This window comes from uncultured Microbulbifer sp. (assembly GCF_913055755.1).
Classification (GTDB): Bacteria; Pseudomonadota; Gammaproteobacteria; order Pseudomonadales; family Cellvibrionaceae; genus Microbulbifer.
Map to the genome: position 1 here is coordinate 1 of NZ_CAJXKH010000147.1, position 5270 is coordinate 5270.

The window sequence follows — 5270 nt, forward strand, 5'->3', positions numbered from 1 at the left end:
TGCCCCACCTGCGGCTCCTGTTCCGGCATGTTCACCGCCAACTCCATGAACTGCCTGACCGAGGCCCTGGGGCTGTCCCTGCCCGGCAACGGCACCCTGCTCGCCACCCACGCGGACCGCGAAGAACTGTTCCTGCGAGCGGGTCGCGAGATTGTGGCGCTGGCCAAGCGCTATTACGAAGGCGACGACGACAGCGCACTGCCGCGCACCATCGCCAACCGCGCGGCCTTCGCCAATGCCATGGCCCTGGACATCGCCATGGGCGGCTCCACCAACACCATCCTGCACCTGCTGGCTGCGGCCCAGGAGGGCGGGATCGACTTTACCCTGGCGGATATCGACCGCCTGTCGCGCAAGATCCCGCAGCTGTGCAAGGTGGCGCCGAACACGCAGAAATACCACATCGAGGACGTGCACCGCGCCGGTGGCGTCATGTCGATCCTCGGTGAACTGGAAGCCGCCGGCCTGCTGGACGCCAGCCTGCCAACGGTACACAGCGCTTCCCTCAGGGAGGCGCTGGAACAGTGGGACATTCGCCGCACCGATGATCCCGCGGTACACCGCTTCTTCCGCGCCGGCCCCGCGGGCATCCCCACCCAGACCGCGTTCAGCCAGGACTGCCGCTGGAACAACCTGGACGGCGACCGCGAACAGGGCTGCATCCGCTCGGTGGAACACGCCTACTCCGCCGAGGGCGGTCTCGCGGTGCTGTTCGGCAACCTGGCACCGGACGGCTGCGTGGTAAAGACCTCCGGGGTCGAAGAGGAGCTGTGGAAGTTTGAAGGCCCCGCGCACATTGTCGAGAGCCAGGAAGACGCCGTCGCCAATATTCTCGAGGGCCGGGTAAAAGAAGGCGAAGCCGTGATCGTGCGATACGAGGGCCCCAAGGGTGGTCCCGGCATGCAGGAAATGCTCTACCCCACCAGTTACCTGAAATCCAAGGGGCTGGGAAAATCCTGTGCGCTGATTACCGACGGCCGCTTCTCCGGCGGCACTTCCGGCCTGTCCATCGGCCACGTTTCCCCGGAAGCAGCCAGCGGTGGCAATATCGGCCTGGTACAGGACGGCGACCTGGTGCGTATCGACATTCCCAACCGCCTTATCGAAGTGGATATTCCCGAGGCGGAACTGCATCGCCGCCGGGAAGCCATGGACAAGAAAGGTCCACAAGGCTGGAAACCGGCCAAGGTACGCCCGCGCAAGGTCAGCAAGGCCCTCAAAGCCTACGCCCTGCTCGCCACCAGTGCCGACAAGGGTGCGGTGCGGGAAATCGACTGAGCCACGCCGATATAAAAATAGCGGGCACAATGCCCGCTATTTTTTTCTCAATTACCCCATTCAGTCAGCCATTTTAAAAACGATGCGGTTGCGCACGCCGTGCTGTTCCACCGCCTGTCCCTCGGCCATAGGCGGCCGGTACTTGAAGCGCGCTACCGCGCTCAGCGCCGCGCGATCGAATACGGTGGTGGGCTGACCGCTGCTGTCGTACCCCCCCACCACACTCGCATTGCGCACACTGCCGCTGCTGGTGATCGTAAACTCCACCACCACGTACCCCTCAATGCCGCGCGCCAGTGCCCGGCGGGGATAGCGCGGCGCCGGTTTGTAGATCGGCAGCGGGTCGGAGCTGACGATGGTCGGATCGAGTCCGGTGCCATCGGTTGTCGGCGGCTGGAAGATGACCGGCACCTCGCCGGGCTTCACCGTGCGATCCACCGTGGTCGGCTGCACCGGCGGCGGCAGCTCCTGGGGTTTCGCCGGCGGCTCGGTTTTTTGCACCGTGGGTTTTACATCCGGCATATGGATATCCGCTATCTTGGGTAGCGGATCCGCCGGTGGTGCCCGGTAGTCGGTGGCAATCAGCTGGGTCATACCCAGTAACAGCAAGCCGGTAACCCCCAGGGCGAGGGCACCACTGCGGGCCAGCGCCATGGATCTGCGAGACAGGAAAAAACGGGGACTGAACGATTGGGAAATGGAGTTGGGCAGATAAGCCTGTTCCATAACACCTCTCCTTTTTTATTTTCAGGTGTTGGTTGGCCGCACAGCAAACTGTGCGAATGGAAAAAGCTGATCAGCTACTTTCAGTATTTAGTTGAATCTGGCGAATTTGCAAATAATTCGCATTTAATGTTCATTTAATATGCAAAATTTGCCGCCACAGGAATCGCGGGCATAAAAAAAGGCCGCACAGTGTGCGGCCTCAGAATTCCGGAGAAAAACCCGGACCATGCTTTTTTGATTACATGGCCAGCTGGTCTTCCCGCTTCTTCTCATTTTCTACGAAAGAAATCCACTGTCTGGCAAATTTCTCGGAGCGCTTGTCATCCAGGGCCTTCTTGAAGTACTTCAGTGAGTCGTCGTACTTCTTCAGGTTGGCGTTGGCCATACCCAGGACAATGTACAGCTGATCCGGACGCTTGATATCGCCCTTCTTCAGTGCCTTGGCACCCATATCAACGGCCTGCTTATTCTTGTCCAGATCCAGGTAGATACCGGCCAGACGGGAATAGAGGTCGCCCTTGTCAGACATGCTTGCAGCTGCTTCCAGCTCGGGAATCGACTTCTGCAGCTCCTGAGCCATCTGGTACGCCTGAGCCAGGGTTTCCAGATTCTTGGAAGTGCGGGCAATCTTCTTCTCTTTGATGCCCTTGTCGATCACCTTGGCGCCCTTGTAAGGCACTTCCGCGCCCATAAAGAGATAGGCCATGTTCAACAGCTCTTTCTCTTTCTGCAGAGCACCGGCAATGTAGGCAGCTTCCATCATGTGAAGCATATCGTCTTCACGCTTGAGCTCGCCGTACATACCCGCCAGCTGCTTGTAGTACTCACCCTTGGGGTAGTGCTTCACCAGCTTCTCAAGGATGTTGGTGACCTTCTTGTAGTCGTTCTTGTCGTAATACAAGAAACGCTGCAGGCCGAACCAGGACTCCTTGGGCACCTTGCCTTCTTTTTCGTACATGGACACCGCCTGATTCATATCGGACAGCGCCTTGTCATTGTCGCCCAGCTGGTAATAAGCCTGGCCGCGCAATGCGTACGAGTTGGCGTCGATCTTGTCGGAAACCGCAAACCACTTGTTCAGGTAGTTTACCGCCTGCTTGTAGTCTTCGGTCACAAAGTACAGCTGGGCAATGGTCAGCAGCGTACCGACTTCCAGTGCCACCGGCAGGTTCTCCTGCCCCTGTTGCAGCACCTTCTTGTAGTAGGTAATCGCCTGCGGGTACTTCTCCATGCTGTAGTAAACGAAACCGTAGAAGTAATACATCTGCGCGGTTTCGTAACCATTCAACTTGGACTTGCCGGCTTCCATTTCCCTCAGCGCTGCCAGTGCTTCATTCCACTTCTGCGCTTCCGCAGCTTCCTGCGCCTTACCCAGGAGCTTGAAAGCACTTTCGCGCATGGCGGGCACTTTGCGGGTCTTCTGTTCGCTCTGAGCCTCAGCCTGGGCGAAAGAAGCGGATACACCTGCAGCCTCCAGCACGGTCACGCTGACCGCCGGAGCCAGTACCAGGGGCAGCGCCACTGACGTGCGCAGGACGAACTTGGAAAGTCCTTTCGTCACGGTCGTCATTTTCATATGCGTCCCCTATTTATTTGGCCAGGTTGAAGCTGATCTTGGTTTTTACACCAGGCACTTCAATCGGCTCGCCGTCAACAACCCGCGGCTTGTACTTGTACTTCAACGCGGACTTCATCGCAGCGCGGTTGAAGATCGTGGTCGGGTTGCCATCTTTGGTGAAGGCTTCCACAACGCGCGGATCACGTACAGAACCGTTCTTGGTAACCGTGTATTCCACAACTACCCAGCCTTCGATGCCACGCTGCAGAGCGCGACGGGGATACTGGGGCTGTACTTTCACGATTGGCAGGTAGTCACCCTCAGAGGCGAAGCCACCGATACCACCCACTTTCAGGTCCGCGTTGGCGGCCGGTGCAGACATGTTCAGCGCATTGTCCACGTTCGGCTCGTCATACTCCGGCTCCGGCATATCGGGCGGCGGCTGCTCGGGCTCGTCGGGCTTGTCCGGCTTGCTGGTATCGTATTGGGTTTCGATCTTCTGTTCCGGCATCACGATATCGGCTACCTTGATCTGCTCCTCTTCTTTGGGAGCACCCAGGTTTGCCGCGATCAGCGCATGCATGGTGAAGATCAGGGCAAAAGTGGTGGCTACTGCCAGCGCACCCGCCCCTAAAAGTCTTACCGGGTTCATAGCTGTTAACTCTTCTCTGTAGCGACCGACACTTTCTCGATTCCGATCTTCCTGGCCGCTTCAGCGATCAGGGCAACCTTCTCGATACTCGCCTTTTTATCGGGCTGAATTACCAACCACCCTTTCGGGTTTTCTGCATAGAGACGCTCCAGGGTGTTCTTCACCAGGCGATCGTCTACCTGCTCTTTGGCAATCCAGATTTCGTCGTTGTCGTTAATCGCGACCAGAATAGAGGCGGCTTTGAGTTCAGCGGTAGTCGCTTCCGGCTTCAGAACGTCAACACCCGGCTCCTTGATGAAGGTCGCGGTGACGATAAAGAAGATCAGCATGATGAACACCACGTCCAGCATGGGCGTGAGGTCAATAGCGCCGCCTTCTTCTTCCGCCGTATTCTGTTTTCTGCTCATTGCAACTCTCTCTAGCGAAATGCTAATAGCGAGATTTGGCCCTGTGGAACTCCCACATCAATCTAATTGATAGTGAAAGTCCCGCGATTTGGCTAAACCTTCTCGGTGTCCGGCACGGTTTTCAAACCGGCCGGTCACCTTGATTGTGGTGCTGTCAGTGATCCATCGTCAGATGGTCTTCCAGCAGCTGGGTCTCACGCTGGGCAGTACGGGTGATGTAGGTATTGGCAAATACACCAGACAGTGCTGCCACCATGCCCGCCATAGTCGGGATGGTAGCCATGGATACACCACTGGCCATCTGCTTGGCATCACCACCGCCGGTAATCGCCAGCACTTCGAACACGTTGATCATGCCCCATACGGTACCCAGCAGGCCGAACAACGGCGCGAGGGCAACGCAGGTCTGGATCATGTCCATATTGCTGTCGATTTTCTCGGATACCCGGGAAATCAGCGCGTAACGGATCTGGTGGGCATTCCAGGATTTGCGCTCGGGGCGCGCTTCCCAGGAATCCACAGCAGTCTGAACATCGCGCTTCAGACCGCCGTTGAAGTAAAAGACCCGCTCAAAAATCAGCGTCCACATGAAGAAGGTCAGGCCGGCGATCAGGAGTAGTACTGGCCCGCCCGACGCCATAAAGGCGTT

Annotated in this window: 6 protein-coding genes; 1 reads left to right on the forward strand and 5 read right to left on the reverse strand. The window is 57.8% G+C overall.

Features of this window, described 5'->3' with window-relative positions:
- Positions 1-1278, forward strand: a 1278-nt coding sequence (gene ilvD / locus QZ511_RS16210; RefSeq protein WP_295804049.1) for a dihydroxy-acid dehydratase, incomplete at its 5' end; no start/stop codon positions are given.
- Between the two features lie 60 nt (positions 1279-1338).
- On the opposite strand, the gene QZ511_RS16215 is transcribed toward ilvD, so the two are convergent.
- The 5 genes from QZ511_RS16215 to QZ511_RS16235 form a co-directional block, all read right to left on the reverse strand.
- Complete coding sequence (locus QZ511_RS16215; protein ID WP_295804052.1) at positions 1339-2004, reverse strand: energy transducer TonB; 666 nt, start codon at positions 2002-2004, stop codon at positions 1339-1341.
- 238 nt (positions 2005-2242) lie between these two features.
- Entirely contained in the window at positions 2243-3580 is a 1338-nt protein-coding gene (locus QZ511_RS16220; RefSeq protein ID WP_295804054.1) for a lipopolysaccharide assembly protein LapB, read from the reverse strand.
- 13 nt (positions 3581-3593) lie between these two features.
- A complete protein-coding gene (locus tag QZ511_RS16225) occupies positions 3594-4214 on the reverse strand; it encodes an energy transducer TonB (RefSeq protein WP_295804055.1) in 621 nt (206 codons plus the stop codon).
- A 5-nt stretch (positions 4215-4219) separates the two neighbouring features.
- Positions 4220-4621 carry a biopolymer transporter ExbD gene (locus QZ511_RS16230; RefSeq protein WP_295804057.1) on the reverse strand — a complete coding sequence of 134 codons (402 nt, stop codon included), beginning with the start codon at positions 4619-4621 and terminating at the stop codon, positions 4220-4222.
- A 154-nt stretch (positions 4622-4775) separates the two neighbouring features.
- Positions 4776-5270: MotA/TolQ/ExbB proton channel family protein (locus QZ511_RS16235; protein ID WP_295804059.1), on the reverse strand; the 495-nt coding region annotated here is incomplete at its 5' end.